Here is a 16,211-nt window from a genome sequence, read left to right as displayed (position 1 = left end):
CTGCACCACGGCACAGCATCGGCGCGCTTCGTTGAGGCGCGCACAAGCGCCCTGAGAAGGGCGCTTTTTCATTGGCGGGACGTAGCGGCAACAGGCCTTGCGCGAAAAATCGAAGAATACGCGCACGCCCCGTCCAGCAAGCGATTGCGCGCTCCGCAAGCGCGCCCTCAAGTCCCTTTCGACATGCATGCATCGGCCGAAAACAGGCCGATGGCATACCTATTGCATTATTCGCCGCGTAGCCAATGGCGGCTTCAACGAAATCCAGTTTTTCAGGGACGCTCGCAATGCGAGCGGACCGATGGGGCAACGGCGTCCCGAAACGCAACGTGCGAGGAGCGTTCGATCCATGTGATCGGGCGGCGCGCGTGCGCTTCGGGACGCTTTTTTTTTGCGCAACCGAAAAGCGCGCATCGACGCGATCCAGCATGACGAACGAGCAGATCACCACACAACGCAGTGAAGTGTCCGGACAGACGATCGGCGAACTGATCAATCTGTCGGGCCGTCAGCGGATGCTTTCGCAACGCATCGTGCTGCATGTGTTGCTCGCGTCGCATGGCGATATGAATGCGCTCGCCATCACGCGCGAATGCCTCGCGACGTTTGCGGCGACGCATCGCGTGCTTGTGAACGGCAGTGATCATTTGCCCGGCGTGTTCTCGGCTGCGTTGCAGCAGCTCTATTACGGCACGCGCAAGGCGGATGAACGCGTGCGGCGCTTCATCGCGTTGACGGATGAAACGGTCGCGCGCGTCGAGGCGAATGACGACGCGACACGCGAGCATGTCGATGCCCTCGTCGCGCAGGCGACGCCGCTGCTCGAACTGCTGCAGGAAATCACGCTGGCCTATCAGAACGAGATGCGCGGTATCGAAGCGGCAACGCAGCGCCGTCAGGCCGCAATCGCGGAACAGCTATCGAGCATTTCGATGCAGGCGAACATTGTCGCGTTGAATGCGCGCATTTCGGCGGCGCGCGCGGGTTCGTACGGCCGCGAGTTCGCCGTCATCACGACGGTGCTCGCCGACATCATCAAGGAGATGGACACACTGATCTACAGCGTCGTCGATCGCGACACCGACGACGCATCGTCGCGGCACGGCGCGCCCCGCAAACCGGCGCATCACGTCGCGCAGTCTGCGCGGCCCCGCGCGACCGAACGTGCTTTCCCCTAGTTCTTTGCTCGACCCCACGCATCAGCCCTGTTTTCGTTCAATGAGAGAGAGACCCATGAGAAACCTGCTGAATTCGCTTGCGAGCGGTAACTGGCGCGCACTGCTTGCGTGCTTCCTCTACTTCGATACCGGCTTTACCGTCTGGGTGATGTTCGGGCCGCTCGCGCCGTTCATTCACAAGGACATCGCGATGTCGCCCGCGGAACTGGGCTTCCTCGTCGCGGTGCCCGTGCTCGGTGCGGCGATCCTGCGCGTGACGCTCGGCAATCTCTACCAGGCTTGCGACGGACGCCGCGTCGCGCTGATGGGCATCGCGCTGTCGGCGATTCCTTCCGTCGTGCTGCTGCTGATGCCGGGCGCGCCGTCGTACACGCTGCTGCTGATTCTCGGCGTGTTTCTCGGCGTCGGCGGGGCGAGCTTTGCCGTTGCGCTGCCGATGGCGGGCAGCAACTATCCGCCGAAAGTGCAGGGTCTGGTGCTGGGGCTCGCGGCTGCGGGCAATATCGGTGCGGTGCTCGACGGTTTCATGTTCCCCGCGCTCGCTGATCAGTTCGGCTGGGCGAAGGCCGCAGGCGCAGCGCTGCCGCTGCTGAGTCTTGCCGCTATCGCGCTGTTTTTCTGGGCGAAGGATCTTGGACAGAAGTCGGGCAGCGGCGTGCAGGCGATGCGCAGCTTCATCGTGACGCTGGTGGGTCTCGTCGCGCTCGTGGTCGCTGTGCATGCGGGCGTGTTCGGCGCGGGCAAGACGGGCGTGCTGCTGCTGCCCGTGCTCGGCGCACTGCTCGCGATTGCGGTGCTGCCGAAGCACTATCGCAGCGTGCTCGTCGAGGGCGATACGTGGGTGGTGATGCTGGTCTATAGCATTACGTTTGGTGGTTTCGTCGGCATGTCGTCGTATGTGACGACGCTGCTGATTTCGCTGTATCAGATGCCGCGTCTTGAAGCGGGGCTCTTCATGTCGCTGCTGGCTTGTATTGGTGCGCTGGTGCGTCCTGTCGGCGGTCTGGTCGCGGATCGTATTTCGGGTGTGCGTGCGCTGGTGATTCTGCTTGCCGCAATTTCGCTGTGCGACTTCCTGTTTGCGGCGTGGATGCCGCCGGCGTCGGCTGGCATTGCCTTGTTGATCGCGATGTATGTGTGCTTCGGGTTGGGCAACGGCGCGACGTTCCAACTGGTGCCGCAACGGTGGAAGGGCAAGACGGGGCTGATGTCGGGGATCGTTGGCGCGGCGGGCGGAATCGGCGGGTTCTATCTGCCTGTGATCATGGGCATCGCGAAGGAAGGCACGGGCAGCTATCAGATGGGCTTTGCGACGTTTGGCGTGCTGTCGGCTCTGGCGTTCGGCCTCGTGGTGCTGCACCGCGCGCGCTGGCTAGAGTGGGCGTTGCCGAAGGAGAGCCTTGTGGTGGTCGAGCCGATTCGCGCGGGGGTGAGTGTGGATAGCGGGGCGTGATGACGGTTTGCTGTAGTCACGCTTTTCCATGAATGATCGCCAGCGCATTGTGCGCTGGCGATTGTCATTTTGGGCCTCGTCAAGCGCGAGTTGTTTGTCTGATGAATAGGACATGCCGATCGCAAAGTGTGATTGTTTCCGAGAGCTTCAACGGACATCCCGTCGACATCATCCGTGCGCGTTACGGCGGGCTTGCCGGGAACACGTGACGTCGTTTCCTTCATTGCGACCTGCCTGATGCAAGCTGCGTCCGTTTGATTCGTAGCGCCCGGAATGTCGTCCCGCGCAGCGTTGCGCGACACGTGCGCGCTCCATTCTCAGTCGTGTCGACCTCGGCAGGCGTCGAACAACCCTCAACGACAAGGGAAGTTTGCAGAAGATGCGGAGCGCTCGTGCGCCGAACTTCCGGGCTCGGCCATGAACCGTACTTCGCGCAGGCAGGTGATCTCTCATGGTAACGTCGGATTCCTATCCCGCTACGGACATTCGGGCATTCTCTACCTGTTACAGGCAGGTCAACATGGCCAAACCATTAAACGATCGGCTTCGCGCGCATGTCTTCATTTCCGAATGACTGGTACAAGAAAAAGAAACGGAGACCATAAAAAATATCTTGCGGTTCGTAGTTCATGGGACGGGAGTCCAAGGCGATCACGCAGCGAAAAGGTTGCTGCAGCATCGCGGCGAACTCGCCGATTCCCGCCCCATATGAGTTGTTGCGAGGATTTGGCGGCGACTCCCCCGTCGCCGCCGCTTGCGCTCAAGGCAATGTGAGTTTGCGGGTGAATTCGGACGTCACGTTGGGACTCGTGGCCGTGCCGAATACCGGGTAGAAGGTCGCGGGCCCGCTAGCAGCCAGACCCATGTAATCGCCGAGGAAATGGCCACCCGCCACGGGAGCATCAAGCATGTTGAACGAGGCTGTGGTCAGCTTTTGTTCGGCGCCCCAGTTGGCGGGGTTCGTGCACGCAGTGGAGCAGAACACCGCGAAATAGTCGGTGCCCTCGAAGCCGGCAGGTGTGTTCGTGTCATTACGAAAGTCGTAGTAGGTCACCACGACGGTATTGCCGTCGCCCGACGCCACCACCGCAGGGATGAAAGCCTGCTGACGGCAGGGGTTCGTCGCGTTCGCCGGCGTCTTGTTGATCATCATTGGCGTCGACCAGGTGGCCCCGCCGTCATCCGACTCACTGAAAACGATCCCATCGATCGGGATCGACCCAGTGGGTGTGGTGCAGGTCGCGTTCGAAAAGCGATCGTCCTGCCAGGTGAGATAGATAGCCCCTGACTTTGGGTTCACAGCGACACTGTAGAGAATGGAAGCATCGCGTACCGGCTGACCGCTGTCCGGAGTTACCACTCCGACCACGCTGATATCGTGGGGGAATGTCGGCCCTGTCCAGTTCACGCCTTTATTTGCGGACTTTATATACCCGATGCTCAGACCCGACGGCGTGACATTGATCGCGGTGAAGAAATCGAGCAGCGTCCCGTCAGGCAACACCCGCACAATGTTGTCGATCGTTTGTGCGTTCGTGCCCGGCTGGTAAATGGGGGTGGCCGTACTCCATGTCACGCCGTTGTCGATGGATCGCGAGAAGAAACTCGGGCCGGTGAAATTAAACTTGAACAATGGGGCACCGCCCGCTGCTGACGCTGCAGCTTTACGCAATTTGCGCGCGATCAGGACACCATCGTTTTCCGCGAGCAACTGGGCGGCGTCCTTCGTTTGTGGGAACACGCTCAGCTGATCCCACACCGCATAGACGTATTTGTTCGCGGTCGGATCGGCGGTGAGGGAGTTCTTGTCATTGAGTACGTGCGGCGAGTTGTTGCGAATCAGCGTAACGGGCGGTTGCCACGTCGCGCCGTGGTCGACGGAGCGACTGACCAGCATCGCGCTATTGCGTGCGCCAAACGGAGTCGTCGGCTGCGCGGGGTCCAACACCAGCGAGAAAAAGAATGCCGTTCCGTCTTGCGCAAAGTCTACCCAGGGATCGGACGCGCGACGGAATTTGCCCCCGGTGCAGTCAGTAACGCCGGGCGGGATCGAATTGGTCCAGGTGCTGCCAGCGTCGTTGGAGACGACGCCGACGAGTCCGCGTGAGCCACCATTGTTCCAGCGGTCCTGCTGGTGGCCGACGAGGAGGCGAGACGGGTTGATCGGATCGGTCGCCACCCATGGCTCGATCGACGTGGCCGGAAAGAGGACACTCCCGAGCGCTGACTCCTGCGCATGCACCTGGTCTGCCGTGCATCCGCTGAATGGATCGCCTGCGGCCACCGTGACGAGCGGTCCTAACGTCTGCGCCTGAGAGCCTGGCCCGAACGCGCACGTGAGCGCGATGACACTGCCGGCTGCGATGCCTTGGGAAACAAAGCTGGATAGGCGTCTGAAATTGAATTTCATTGTGTGCCTCGCGAAAAAGGGTAAAACGCCTCCGCGCTGCCGGGTTCTGTCACCCGTACCCATGCGAAAACGACTTGCTCCACCGCAAATCCAACGCTTGCTACCTGAGAGATGAACTGATGCGCCTCCGATGCACGTACGAAAACACACTAGATCGCGGGAACGGGATTTGTGTGAAAAATTCATTACGGGTGCTGGTTCCTGACGCGCCGTCCCCATTGTTATTGACGTGGTATGGGGATTGCAGAAAGACGGTTGAAGCATGTATGTGCTTGAAGAAGCAGAATGGTCCCTCAAATCAAGTGCCCTTTCAACGGTACAACTACCGCCGATCCGGCTCATGGCAGGAAGAAGGTGACTGCATCGGGGTTTCAGTTTTAAGTCGATGTCAGAAGCATCGTCTATCATCCGGAATACTGATTAATCTGCGCGGCGATGAACCGCACTTTGCGCGCCCGCCGAGGCATGGCAGGACCCCAAAAGCAATCTGGCGACACCTGTCCCGGAGTGCCGGGTTGCCCCTCGTTGTGGACATTGACGAGGTGAACTTGCGAGCGGCAGAAACGGGTCGGGGTGCTGCCCGATGCGGAAGCATCATCGGTGGAGCTTACCGCCAGTTCATCGTTGGACTGGGTGCGGCCATCTACGGCCATTCGTTTTGCGTTTAGATGCTTCAAGCGGCTGCTCGACTCAAATAACAGACCTTCGTGCTCGGATCGAGCGATGAACCGACCGCGCATACGGAACCGAATGCCGCCCGCTTGAAGTGCGCTCCGGCCTCGCCGCGCAGCGGCGCAGAGCCGGCGGTTGCGTCACAGCGAACATCCCCACCTGAAGATCACATTCAGGCTCGGACCGTTGAAACGCAGCGTTTGCACGAGTTGATTGATCACCCGAGCCGTAGAAGGCGAGATACCGGTAGGTCAAGCTCACGTCGCCCCACTTCATCGCGTAGCCGATGCCTGTCATCGCCTGCCACGCGAACTGACGAGTCGCCGGAAGAGTTCTGGATCCGGGGGCTCGAGCAAGAACCTGAGAGACGAACAAAGCCATTCTGACGTTCATCGGGCATCAGGTGTTTCCCTTGTTGTCTTAAGGCCAACTACGTGCGAACCGCTTCCGGGCTGGAATCACCATTTTTGTCTGATAAAAATCAGACTATCAAACACATATTGTTCATACACGATATTCATTTTTCTGCCCCGATTTGGACTTAACATTCCCGTTCCAAAGCTGTGGACTGTCAAAAACAAAAAGACTGGAACACCTACCGACCGTTGATGACAGCGGTAATTTTGCCTTACATAACGCTCATTCCAGTAGACCCGGGAGACACAGACATGCTAAGTCCTCACGAATTCGCCACATTGATGCTGGTCAGGGCCGCACCTGACCAGATCGACCTCGGACGCGGGGAACTCGACACCCTGCTGGAACACCAGCTGGTGGCACTCGAACGACCCGCGTCTGGGCAACAGCGTCTCAGGCTGACCCGCGACGGCGACGCAGTACTGCAGGCTGTTGCGCCGCGACGGTGGAGCGAAAAACTTCAGGGCCAGGGATGATTACTATCCTGTTCTTCCCGCCGCCCCCCGTCGGCGATGCTACTCCCGCGCAGCGCGCAACGCCCGTTGGCGCGACCCCCACGCGTGATCACCTTTGCAGAAGTTTCATCAAGCCCAGCGACGAACAGCTTGCTACAAGCCAGAAGACGAACCTCGATACGTTCTTCGGCCTTAGCGGTTGTATGGTCGAGGGCGTTGGGAAGCTCGCCGAGCTGAACATGCAGGCGACCCGGGCGACGCTTGCTGAGACCCTTGATCTGGCACAGAAGGCGCTGTCCGTGAAAGAGACGGAGGAATGGCTGGCTCTGCAGAGCAGCCTGGCGGCGCTCGCCGCAGTGAAGGTACAGGCCTGGAGCCGGCAGGCGTTTGACATCGTTGCCGCCACCCAGGCCGACCTGGTGCAGTGCGCGCATGCGCAGTGGGAAGCGCAGGTCAGGCAAGCAAAAACGCAGGTGGAGGGCCTTGCGAAGAGCGCGCCGGCCGGCTCCGAGGCCGCCGTAGCCGCGCTGGACCGGGCGATCACCGCCGCGAATGCGCTTTATGAAACGCTGGAGCAGGCTGGCCGGCAGGCAGTGAGGCCACCCGAAGCAACCTCGATATGGCCGCCGCGGTAGCCTGGAAGAGCGTTCGGCGCGGAATCGGATTTTCTGCATCAACTTGGCACGCGACTCGCTCGCGAGTACGGTGCAATCTTTGTCGGCAACGTGAATGCTTCGGCCCTCGCGAAAGGACTGCACAGCAAGTCTGTGCTCGACGCGGGCTGGTCGACGTTCCGGACCATGCTTCGGTACAAGTGCGCTGCCGCAGGCGCATGGTTCGATGAGGTCGATGAGGCGCTTTCTTCCCAAACCTGCTCGTGCTGTGGTGCTCGCACGGGGCCAAAAGGTGTCGCAGGTCTTGGAATCAGAGAGTGGACGTGCAGCCATTGTGGGACGATACATGATCGTGATCGCAATGCTGCCCGGAACATTCTCGCGGTCGGACGTGACCGTCTCGCTGGAGGACGTCAAGCTGGCATCACATAGAAACGTCATGCTGCACCGTCCAGACAGGGCGCGCTGAACAAACACCTGTCGGTATCGGTCGCATTGAGCGACGCGGAAACATCACGCTGCCCCGCACGCCAGGGTGAAAAACGGAAATTAGCCAGATGCCAATCGATGCGGGAAAAAACAGACGTCGTGGCTTTACGGGCAAGAACCGATACCGACCGGACCGGATTCCGATTTAACATTTGGGCCCCGGCTTGAAGGCTGCCGAATTCGCAAGGCTTGGTTATAAAATGACTGAAATAGCTACCGAATAGTGACGTTCCCGGGAGCTTTTGCGGTAACTTATGCTTTTCCGCAATGTCCATCCAGATAATACGGAGACACGTACATGCTGAGCCCTCACGAATTCGCCACTCTGATGCTCGTCAAGGCCGCCGGCGAGCAAATCGACCTGAACCGCGAAGAGCTTGATACCCTGCTGGAACGCCAGCTGGTCGCCCTCGAACAGCCGGCGTCCGGAGCCCAACGTCCCCGCCTCACCCGCGACGGCGTTTCAGTTCTGCGAGCGGTTGCCCGAAAACACTGAGCGGCAACCCGCCCGCAATTATCGGTCATGCGCGTGCCACGTCTGGCGCGCATCATCGGTCCATTCACGCGATCCCGCCTCCTCTATACATGCAGGCGGGCCGAGCGAGGGCACTATGAACGACAGTAATATTCGGCTCGATATCATCCGAGATGAAGCGGCTTTCACTGCTCTCAAGTCTGAATGGGAACTATTGTGGCTGAAAGTGAATGGGCGGTATTTTCAGCGCTACGATGTTTCTCTGCTAGCTTGGCTTCATGTAGCTAAACCTCGCGGACGCGCTCTACACTGCATAGTGATGCGCGAGAACGGTGAGCTGTGCCTTGTGTGGCCTCTGGTCACGCATCGTCGCGCACTTTGGAGATACCTCCTCCCGCTAGGTTCAGATTCTGCTGACTATACTGGCCCGTTGATGGAAGACCGCCGCGATGCTGCAATGCTAGTAGAACGCGCTTGGAAAGCCGCACGCGCAGAGTGTAAAGCAGATTTAATACGCCTGCCGTACATGAACGAAGGATCTGCAATTCATCGTCTTGCGCAACGGGAGAAACATATTCTCAGTGTACAAAAGAATGTTTGCTGGATTGCGAAATTACATGAATACAGCGATTGGGCTACCTATACCAAGTCGCTGGGTGCGTTGTTCAACAAAAAGCCCGGGCAGTTAGAGCGACGCCTCGCTAAAGAGGGCAAGCTTGAAGTTTTTATGATGGATCCAAAGAATCGTAAAGGGATTGCTGAAGTTATTCACTGGATTCTTGCAACCAAACGTGAGTGGGCCGAGAAGGTTAATAAGAAAGGCGCTTGGCTGTTCTCACGGCATTATGAGAATTTTCTTGTAGCCACGCTCACATATGGGGGTGATAATGCGCCCGCACGCATACACGTTGTGAAGTTTAATGATGTGCTGATCTCCGCTTGCATTATGAGCCACGGCAATCCACTTGCTACCGGTGTTATATCCGGATTCGACTTGAAGTATAGTCAGTACAAACCTGGTTCAATTGCATGGGAAGCTGCCATCAAATGGGCGTTTGAACAAGGGTACGACGTTGACTTCTGCCCGGGGTCGGAAAAATATAAGGACTACTGGACACGTGGCAACCGCAGCTATACTTGGTCTATAAATGTCGCTAACAACACATGGGGCCTTTTGGGCTATAGGGCCGCGAGCACTGCAAAAGCCTTGATCGCAGCGGTTAAAGGGTTGAAGCCAGGTTCCAAGGAGGCGACTGCAGAAAGTGGACGCACTGGGTCTTTACCGCAAGATCCAGTCAGCGAATAGATTTAAGGCATTGCTCGTTGCGCGGATTTCGCTTCATCCGGCGGCCTAGGCAAACTTGGTCGCGCTGTACCCCGTGTCGATGCCAATTTTTGCACCGACGGGTGTGAGTACGGCGTGCGGTTACGACCGATCGGGCGGGCGTTGAGCAACATGTTCCTCGCGTCGATCGTGTCGAAGGCCACGTTGACCTCGTAGTCCTCGAAGGGTTTGCTCCCGGACAGCACCCGCTCGAGCAGCGTGCGCAGCTCGGGAATGTTCCACTGCCCGCTGCCCAGTTCGTAGAGAAGGCGCTCCTGCGTGTCGGCCGGCGTCAAGCCTTCGCTTTTCACTGCGCATCTTGCTAACGCCGCCCTTGCTCCCGTCACGCGAGCTCGGGCCCGTTCGTCCGTGGCGAACACCCTCCCAGGGGGTGTAACAAGGTGCTCATCAGAGCGTTCGTCCTTTCGGCCTTTGTTGCTCTGACGAGGCACAGAAGGGCCTGCTACATGCCGCATAACGCGCGGCCAACCACGACACATGTCGCACAAACCAGGTTGACATAGCCAGCGACGCAGAGCGGCCGCCGGAATCACGGTTTCTTCCGGCCAGTTTGGTTCGGCGACGAACAGATCGCACCATCGCAAACCAATAACGTGGTGACTCGGGTGACCCACCCTGATCTCTAAGTGAATCATCCCGCCGCAAGCGACCGGGGTCTCAACTGCGCTCCCCAAACGCCGGTCTTCGAGCGGCCTGCGCCGCAGCGCGGCGCTTGCATGCTACGGAAGGATCTGATGATGAAAGATCTGGAGCGCCACGGCTCCGCCGAGCGCGTTATGTTTGTGCCGACCGAACGATGCATCGCGGCATCCCGGATGACTGAGTTCACCGCGGTGCTCGAAGCACACACCGGCCTCCTGCTGGCCGACTACGCGGAGCTGCACGCGTTCTCAGTACGCGAGTACCGGACCTTCTGGCGATTTTTTCTCGGCTGGTGTGAAGACATCGATCACGGCGGCGATACCGAGCCGGTCTGTGTCGGCGACGACTGCGAGCACGCCACCTTCTTCCCCGGCGTCGAGCTCAACTATGCGGACAACCTGCTCAACCTGAGGGTCGCCGGCGCCGATGCGCCGGCGCTGTGCGAATGTCACGCCGACGGGCTACGGGTGCGGATCACGCGCGGCGAGCTGCGCGAGCGCGTCGCGCGTCTTGCCAGCGCGCTCGAACGCCTGGGAGTGCGCAGCGGCGATCGGGTTGCAACGGTGATGCATAACGACGCGCAGGCGGTGGTCACTGCGTTGGCAGTCGCGGCGATCGGCGCAACGCTGTCGAGCGCCTCGCCGGAGATGGGCGCCGACGCACTGCTCGACCGCTTCGCGCCGCTCTCGCCACGCCTACTGTTTGCGCACATCGCAAGCCGGGGCTCCAATACCGGCCGCACGCCGGCGGCAAACGTCGCGCAGCTGGCGGCCGCCTTGCCTTCGCTCGAAAGGATCGTCTTCCTCGACGACGGGCCGTTGCCGGGCAACGTCATGCTGCCGGTTCATTCGCTCGGCGCGCTGATCGCCCAAGCCGACGCAACGGCCTTCGTCTGGCGGCGCTTCCCGTTCAACCAGCCGCTCTTCATCATGTTTTCGTCAGGCACCACCGGCAAGCCGAAATGCATCGTGCACGGCGCCGGCGGCACGCTGCTCGAACACCTGAAGGAACACCGACTGCATACCGACCTGCGCGCGGGCGACAAGCTCTACTTCCACACCAGCTGCGCCTGGATGATGTGGAACTGGCAGTTGTCGGCGCTCGCGTCCGGGGTCGAGATCGTCACATATGACGGCCCGCTCGCGTCCGTCGATACGTTGTGGCAGCTGGTCGCCGACGAGCGCGTGAGCATGTTCGGCACCAGCCCGGCTTACCTGAAGATGTGCGAACAGGCGGGCCTCGAGCCCGCACGGCAATTCGACCTTTCGGCGTTGCGCGCGATGATGTCGACCGGCGCGGTGCTGTACGACGGGCAATATCACTGGGTGCGCGAGCATGTTGGCAACCTGCCGCTGCAGTCGATCTCCGGCGGGACCGATATCATCGGCTGCTTCGTGCTCGGCAACCCTAATCTGCCGGTGTATGTCGGCCAGGCGCAATGCAAGAGCCTTGCGCTCGACGTGCAGGCGTGGGAGAACGGCGCGCCCGCGCACGGCGTCGGCCAACTGGTCTGCGCGAATCCGTTCCCGTCACGACCGCTCGGGTTTTTCGGCGATGCGGATGGCTCCCGCTTTCATAAAGCCTACTTCATGGCGAATCCGCGTGTCTGGACACATGGCGACCTGGTCGAGTTCTCGACGCAAGGCTCCGCGCGCATGCACGGCCGCTGCGACGGCGTGCTGAACGTGAGTGGCGTCAAAGTCGGTCCTGCGGAGATCTACCGTGTACTGAACAACATCCCCGGTATCCGTGACGCGATGGTCGTCGATGGGCGTGGTTCGCCCACTTCATCCGCCGCGCGGGGCGCTGCTGTGACCACGGGCGTACCGGCGCGTTCGCGTGAGCGCTGCATTGTCCTGCTTCTTGTGCTGCAGGACGGCGTCGCGCTCACCGTCGCGCTGCAGTCGCAGGTGCGCCGTGACCTCGCACGCCGCGCGTCACCAGCGCACGTGCCGGACGTGATCCTCGCGGTCGATGCATTGCCGGTCACGCACAGCGGCAAGCCGTCCGAAGCGGCTGCGCGCGATGCGATCAACGGGCTGCCGGTTGCCAACGCAGCGGCGTTGCGCAACCCCGAATGTCTCGACGTGATCCGCCAGCATCCAGCGCTGAATCTCGCGATGCGCACGCTGCCGCCGCCCGGCACCACTCGCGAGGCGCTCGAGCCTTACCTGCAAGCGCTGTGGGAGAGCCTGTTCTGCTTCAGCCCGATCGCTCGCGACGACAATTTCTTCGATCTGGGCGGCGATTCGCTGCTCGCCGCCGAGCTGGCGACGCATGTGCATCAGGCGACCGGCCGCACGATTTCGCTCACGACGCTCCTTACGGCGCCGACCATCGCCGGGCTTGCCAACGTCATGGTCAACGATGCGGCCGACGCCCTGGCAGAATCGCTGGTGCTGATGCGCGCTGGAAGTGGTACGCCGCTGTTCGTCGCGCACAGCGTCACCGGATCGGTGCTGGAATGCCGTGCGCTGATCGGCGCGTTGCGGAGCCCGCGGCCGGTGTACGGACTCATCGCGCGTCTTCTCGAAGGCAAGGAGGCTGCGCAACAGGACGTCGTCGAGATGGCACGCGGCTATATCGAGCAGATACGCATCGTGCAGGAACACGGGCCGTACGCGCTGTTCGGCTACTCGTTCGGCGGGCTGATCGCGATGGAGATCGCGCAGCAACTGCATCGCGCGGGCGAGGAGATCGAGTTGCTGTGCATGCTCGACACGTACGTGCACGAACATTGTCTGCCGTGGGATGCGTGGCTGCGTCATCAGTTTGACTACGTCGCGCGGCAGTGGCATACGCTGCGTGAGATGCCGGCTGCGCAGCGCGGACGATTCATGCGCGGCAAGTTCGCTGGTGCGCTCGACCGCATGCGGCTGCGACTCGGACGCACCGCACACAAGCCGGCACCTGATGCCGTCGGGCTGCCACCCATGCAGCGGCGCGTGCGCGAGACCATGCGGGTTGCGATGACGCGATACCGGCCGCGGCGATATCGCGCCGGACCGATCCTGTATATGGATGCGCTGATTCCGTTGGTGGACCGCGCCGATCCGATGTCACTGTGGCGACGTGTCGCGCGCGCCGGGCTGAAGGTCGTCGAGGTAGAAGGCGGCCACAGTGACATGCTCGTCGAGCCGTATATGCTGGGGGTTGCACGGGCGCTCGACGACGCGTTGCGCGGCGACGCGCCGCCGTCCCAACCGTCGTCGCGCCCAATCCTACAAACATAGAAACTAGCGCCCAGTCACGGTTCGCGTCGAATGACCGCCTGGAGATAAATATCAGACGTTCAGTCAATTACGACGCGAGACAGCTTAGGGTCGGTTACGGAAGTTCGGCATGGCACGAGGGCGAGCGAATCGCCGGTAAGCGACGATCCTCCGGGTTTGGCGAGGAACGGGCAGTGGAGGGTTGCCTCCAATAGCCGACATCCATACCAACTCAGGTAACCTTTCAGACTTGGAGGGGCATATGGCGCTAAGCCTGTGCGCATTCGTCTAAGGTCCAATGCTGAGGTCGACAAGACAATGAAAAATGGCGCCGTGCCGGGATAGCAACGAGAGGTTCAGCGTCTTCTAGGCCGCTGCTTACTGCGGCTTCAGCAATACGAGCAGCTGATGAAGAAGCTTGTTGCCCATCATGAAATCATGGGTAGAGTCCACGAGTTAGAGCAAGTTCGGGCGGAGCGCGTTGACGAGTTGGCGACGGACAGTCTCGGCGCCTTGGTCAAAAGACTCTTAGGTTCATTCGTGGTGGCCGCTGAGGCTCCCAATTCAGCGCCCGATTGGAAGACTATAGTTCCCGATACCCTTGCGGTCGGCTATCGAATCAAACTTCAGATGTCCGCTGCGGACTACGCGCAGACTAAGGCGGATTTGAACGATCTGATCGCGTTGCGCAACGGGCTGGCGCACCACTTCATTGATCGTTTCAATCTCTGGTGTACCGATGGCTGCGCCGCCGCGCGAGTCTATCTGAACGAGTGTTACGGACGGATTGACGGGCACTTCGAGCGGCTGCGTCGGTGGGCCTACGTAATGGAGAAATCTAGGGCACTTATGGCGGACTTGGTGCAGACCCCAGAATTCTCAGACTTTTTGATCGACGGCAGAAGGCCTGACGGGACGATTGAATGGGCGTTGTCTGGAATTGATTGCGCGCTCCGTGAAGCCACCGCCGAACTGGCAATCGGTGGTTGGACAAAACTCGACGATGCCGTCGCGTTCATTGTCGAAAGGTATCCTGGTCGGACACCGCGCGAGTACGGTTGTCGGTCTTGGGGGCAAGTACTCAGCGAATCACGCATATTCGATTTGCAGTACCGCGCGAACGTCGGTGACTCCCGCGTCGCCTGGTTCAGAGAGCGAGGTACTAACACCGCCACCCATCGGCCCACGTGAAGTAGTCAAATGGTCAAACCCATAAAATGTGCTCAGCAGTGTTAAAAGATTGGAATCAAAGCTTCTGCGCGGTACGACAGTCCGCTTGTCCGGGGCATGATGGGCTGTAATGGGCTGCAACGTGTCTTTTGCATAACCCTTGGCGAGCGGGCGGAATCGTCGGCGCATGAGGCAGAGTTCGGCCAATTTCGGCCGTTCGACGTTGACTCAAAGATTGCTGACAATCGCCGATGGACGGCCGACAGGGCAGTCAATCAAGGCGCTCGCCAGGTTGTCCAGCGCACAAACGGTGTCCCGAGATTTCAGTGATCATTCGAAACGACGCCGAATTGTGCGCCAAGATATTAGAGCGAAGGAGTGAGACGCATGCCAAAGCGTGCTTTTTTGATGATGGCCAGGCCATTAATCCTTTCGGTTTCCACGTGGCTACTTTTACTTGGTACCACGCCGTCGATGGCCGGACCGGTCCGAAATCTACCGGAAGATATCGCGCCATTCGACATCAGTCGCTCCGATTCCACCATAAGGATCGACATTAAAGTCACGGAACATCGTGTATATCAACTTCTCCTCAACGTGTACTACAAGGGACGGGGCGATGAAGAGCGAGTAATCCGTGTCGTTGGCGACGGTTCACGATATCCTGACGGTCGCTATGGCAGGCCGGGGTTAATCGTTCCAATCCATATAAGGATTGTCGATATCACGGGGTCGGTAATTATTGACCACATCCACAATGTTGAAGGGGTGATCGCGCATCGCTTTAGTAGCGATCACAACGGATACTATTCGAGATACATGTATGGCGTTGAATTAAGGCCGGGCGTCTATCACGTGGAAATTGGTACCGTAAAATCGGTACCAGAGTTTTCCGGAATACCGTGCGCGGTTCATATTGGATGGCACCCAAATACAGTACCACTCAGCGACTGAGGAGATCGCGTTGCCAACTCTAACGATCATCGTAGCATCGATCGGGTCACTCGTATGAGATCGGAGCCGGACGAACAACTGGAGGGTCGCAATGAATAGGAAGATAGGACATGTCGTCGACTTTATTTTTCTATTAAGCTTGCTAATGTTTTTCTATTTCCATGCATTCAATAAGGAGCAAGCAGGTACGAGTTGGCGGATCGCTGACTTTGTGCTCGCGCTTTTGGCCATCATTGTAATTCCTTTTCGCATCAAGGCGTACCCGCGACTTTCCAATTACATTCTCTATGACAGTAAAGGCGAAAGAAGAAAAACGCTAATTATTCCGCTCGCATCGATGCTATTAGTGCTATTTGGATTTATCGTAGCTGCGCGAATTGCTTTTAGGCTATTCGAAATGACGGGAGTAGGAAAATGAATTATCTATAAGCGTCATCCAATGCCGCGGGGAATTCTCGAGTTAGCTCAACAAGGAGTTGACCTCACTGAGAATCAACAATCGCAAATGTCGCAAAGGGCCTGGCACCACGCTTCAAACAGCTGGGAGCATTGTGTTGATTTCGTCTGGGGACATTGGTTGGTCGGTCATCAGCCATGTTCGATATGCTGGCAATTATGGACCATCTGAATGAATGGCCGTTGTTGGGTGAGTCGAGGGTCTCTTATGGGTCGGTATGGTGCGTTTGCTGTCGGCCCGGATTCGGCCAGGAAGTGCCGATCGCCGC

At 59.4% G+C, this 16,211-nt stretch carries 12 protein-coding genes and 1 pseudogene; 11 read left to right on the top strand and 2 right to left on the bottom strand.

Translation table 11 applies throughout. From position 1 onward, the window contains the following. The first annotated feature begins 428 nt into the window (after nucleotides 1-428). Nucleotides 429-1,178, top strand: a complete 750-nt coding sequence (locus H1204_RS13620; protein WP_180728715.1) for a type IV pili methyl-accepting chemotaxis transducer N-terminal domain-containing protein — start codon at nucleotides 429-431, stop codon at nucleotides 1,176-1,178. Nucleotides 1,179-1,233: 55 nt separating this feature from the next. Next, entirely contained in the window at nucleotides 1,234-2,631 is a 1,398-nt protein-coding gene (locus tag H1204_RS13615; RefSeq protein WP_180728714.1) for an MFS transporter, read from the top strand. A 760-nt stretch (nucleotides 2,632-3,391) separates the two neighbouring features. On the opposite strand, the gene H1204_RS13610 is transcribed toward H1204_RS13615, so the two are convergent. After that, on the bottom strand, nucleotides 3,392-5,041 hold the full coding sequence (locus H1204_RS13610) for a sialidase family protein (protein WP_180728713.1): 1,650 nt from the start codon (nucleotides 5,039-5,041) through the stop codon (nucleotides 3,392-3,394). Nucleotides 5,042-6,381: 1,340 nt separating this feature from the next. Here H1204_RS13610 and H1204_RS13605 point away from each other — a divergent pair. The 5 genes and pseudogenes from H1204_RS13605 to H1204_RS13585 all read left to right on the top strand — a co-directional run bounded on the left by H1204_RS13605 (nucleotide 6,382) and on the right by H1204_RS13585 (nucleotide 9,469). Continuing rightward, on the top strand, nucleotides 6,382-6,606 hold the full coding sequence (locus tag H1204_RS13605) for a hypothetical protein (RefSeq protein WP_180728712.1): 225 nt from the start codon (nucleotides 6,382-6,384) through the stop codon (nucleotides 6,604-6,606). Nucleotides 6,607-6,713: 107 nt separating this feature from the next. Then, nucleotides 6,714-7,231: pseudogene (phaP, locus tag H1204_RS13600) on the top strand (TIGR01841 family phasin); the annotation flags it as partial. A 22-nt stretch (nucleotides 7,232-7,253) separates the two neighbouring features. Further along, complete coding sequence (locus tag H1204_RS13595; protein WP_346015746.1) at nucleotides 7,254-7,631, top strand: RNA-guided endonuclease TnpB family protein; 378 nt, start codon at nucleotides 7,254-7,256, stop codon at nucleotides 7,629-7,631. A 355-nt stretch (nucleotides 7,632-7,986) separates the two neighbouring features. Next, nucleotides 7,987-8,184, top strand: a complete 198-nt coding sequence (locus H1204_RS13590; RefSeq protein ID WP_180728711.1) for a hypothetical protein — start codon at nucleotides 7,987-7,989, stop codon at nucleotides 8,182-8,184. A 115-nt stretch (nucleotides 8,185-8,299) separates the two neighbouring features. Then, nucleotides 8,300-9,469, top strand: a complete 1,170-nt coding sequence (locus H1204_RS13585; protein WP_180728710.1) for a GNAT family N-acetyltransferase — start codon at nucleotides 8,300-8,302, stop codon at nucleotides 9,467-9,469. A 2-nt stretch (nucleotides 9,470-9,471) separates the two neighbouring features. Here the strand turns inward: H1204_RS13585 and H1204_RS13580 are convergent, their stop codons facing one another. Then, the gene (locus tag H1204_RS13580; protein WP_180728709.1) at nucleotides 9,472-9,798 is read right to left on the bottom strand and encodes a hypothetical protein; all 327 of its coding nucleotides are present in this window, start codon (nucleotides 9,796-9,798) and stop codon (nucleotides 9,472-9,474) included. A 444-nt stretch (nucleotides 9,799-10,242) separates the two neighbouring features. Here H1204_RS13580 and H1204_RS13575 point away from each other — a divergent pair, with 444 nt between their 5' ends. The 4 genes from H1204_RS13575 to H1204_RS13560 all read left to right on the top strand — a co-directional run bounded on the left by H1204_RS13575 (nucleotide 10,243) and on the right by H1204_RS13560 (nucleotide 15,904). After that, on the top strand, nucleotides 10,243-13,383 hold the full coding sequence (locus tag H1204_RS13575; protein ID WP_180728708.1) for an acetoacetate--CoA ligase: 3,141 nt from the start codon (nucleotides 10,243-10,245) through the stop codon (nucleotides 13,381-13,383). A 387-nt stretch (nucleotides 13,384-13,770) separates the two neighbouring features. After that, on the top strand, nucleotides 13,771-14,553 hold the full coding sequence (locus H1204_RS13570; RefSeq protein ID WP_180728707.1) for an OST-HTH/LOTUS domain-containing protein: 783 nt from the start codon (nucleotides 13,771-13,773) through the stop codon (nucleotides 14,551-14,553). Between the two features lie 366 nt (nucleotides 14,554-14,919). Next, the gene (locus H1204_RS13565) at nucleotides 14,920-15,486 is read left to right on the top strand and encodes a DUF5625 family protein (protein WP_180728706.1); all 567 of its coding nucleotides are present in this window, start codon (nucleotides 14,920-14,922) and stop codon (nucleotides 15,484-15,486) included. A gap of 91 nt (nucleotides 15,487-15,577) precedes the next feature. Then, nucleotides 15,578-15,904 carry a hypothetical protein gene (locus H1204_RS13560; protein ID WP_180728705.1) on the top strand — a complete coding sequence of 109 codons (327 nt, stop codon included), beginning with the start codon at nucleotides 15,578-15,580 and terminating at the stop codon, nucleotides 15,902-15,904. Nucleotides 15,905-16,211 lie beyond the last annotated feature (307 nt).

The sequence above is a fragment of the Paraburkholderia sp. PGU19 genome (assembly GCF_013426915.1).
Classification (GTDB): Bacteria; Pseudomonadota; Gammaproteobacteria; order Burkholderiales; family Burkholderiaceae; genus Paraburkholderia.
The sequence above is the reverse complement of the archived record's forward strand: the minus strand, read 5'-3'. Positions and strand labels throughout refer to the sequence as shown.

Coding starts and splice junctions, on each gene's coding strand:
- H1204_RS13570 (WP_180728707.1), top strand. CDS start 13,771: ATGAAGAAGCTTGTTGCCCATCATGAAATCATGGGTAGAGTCCACGAG.
- H1204_RS13615 (WP_180728714.1), top strand. CDS start 1,234: ATGAGAAACCTGCTGAATTCGCTTGCGAGCGGTAACTGGCGCGCACTG.
- H1204_RS13575 (WP_180728708.1), top strand. CDS start 10,243: ATGATGAAAGATCTGGAGCGCCACGGCTCCGCCGAGCGCGTTATGTTT.
- H1204_RS13610 (WP_180728713.1), bottom strand. CDS start 5,041: ATGAAATTCAATTTCAGACGCCTATCCAGCTTTGTTTCCCAAGGCATC.
- H1204_RS13560 (WP_180728705.1), top strand. CDS start 15,578: ATGAATAGGAAGATAGGACATGTCGTCGACTTTATTTTTCTATTAAGC.
- H1204_RS13590 (WP_180728711.1), top strand. CDS start 7,987: ATGCTGAGCCCTCACGAATTCGCCACTCTGATGCTCGTCAAGGCCGCC.
- H1204_RS13620 (WP_180728715.1), top strand. CDS start 429: ATGACGAACGAGCAGATCACCACACAACGCAGTGAAGTGTCCGGACAG.
- H1204_RS13585 (WP_180728710.1), top strand. CDS start 8,300: ATGAACGACAGTAATATTCGGCTCGATATCATCCGAGATGAAGCGGCT.
- H1204_RS13605 (WP_180728712.1), top strand. CDS start 6,382: ATGCTAAGTCCTCACGAATTCGCCACATTGATGCTGGTCAGGGCCGCA.
- H1204_RS13565 (WP_180728706.1), top strand. CDS start 14,920: ATGCCAAAGCGTGCTTTTTTGATGATGGCCAGGCCATTAATCCTTTCG.